Annotated in this window: 1 protein-coding gene; it reads right to left on the minus strand. The window is 70.2% G+C overall.

Features of this window, described 5'->3' with window-relative positions; translation table 11 throughout:
• A partial coding sequence (locus F0Q45_RS26290; RefSeq protein ID WP_149656628.1) for an HAD-IC family P-type ATPase occupies positions 1–848 on the minus strand: 848 nt, incomplete at both ends.

Here is an 848-nt window from a genome sequence, read left to right on the forward strand (position 1 = left end):
CACCGGCGACGATCGCCGCGCCGATCGGGTGTTCGGAGCCCGACTCGACCGCGGCGGCGAGCCGCAGCACCAGATCGGGCTGGCGCCGCTTACCGGGCACAACATCGGTCAGCCGCATTTGTGCCCGCGTGAGGGTGCCGGTCTTGTCGAAGACCACGGTGTCGATCTTCTTGGAGGCCTCTAGCACCTCACCGCCCTTGACCAGGATCCCCATGTCCGCGCCCCGGCCGGTCCCGACGGTGATCGCGGTCGGTGTGGCCAGGCCCAGCGCACACGGGCACGCGATGATCAGCACCGCCACCGCCGCGGTCATGCCGGCGACCGGGTTGGCGGCCAGCAGCGCCCAGCCGCCGAAGGTGGCCACCGCCACCGTGACCACCGCCGGCACGAACACCGCCGAGACTCGGTCGGCCAACCGCTGCACGGGGGCCTTGCCGCCCTGGGCCTGTTCCACCAGGCGCACGATCTGGGCCAGCGCGGTGTAGGCCCCCACGGCGGTGGCACGCAGGGTCAGCAATCCGTCGATGTTCACCGTCGCCCCGGCAACGCGGTCACCCACGGTCTTTTCGACCGGGACGGACTCGCCGGTGAGCATCGACTCATCGACGGCGGCACGACCGTCGGTGACCTCACCGTCGACCGGGATTTTCTCACCCGGCCGCACCCGCACCAGGTCTCCGACTTGCACCTGGTCGACCGGGACCAGCAGCTCCTGGCCATCGACGAGCAGGCAGGCTTGCTTGGCACCCATCTCCAACAGCTTGCTGATCGCCTCCGACGCCTTGCCCGTGGCGGTGGCCTCGAAATAGCGGCCCAGCACCACGAACGCGATGATCATCGCCGCGGTG

It is taken from the genome of Mycobacterium simiae (assembly GCF_008370645.1).
GTDB lineage: Bacteria > Actinomycetota > Actinomycetes > Mycobacteriales > Mycobacteriaceae > Mycobacterium > Mycobacterium simiae_A.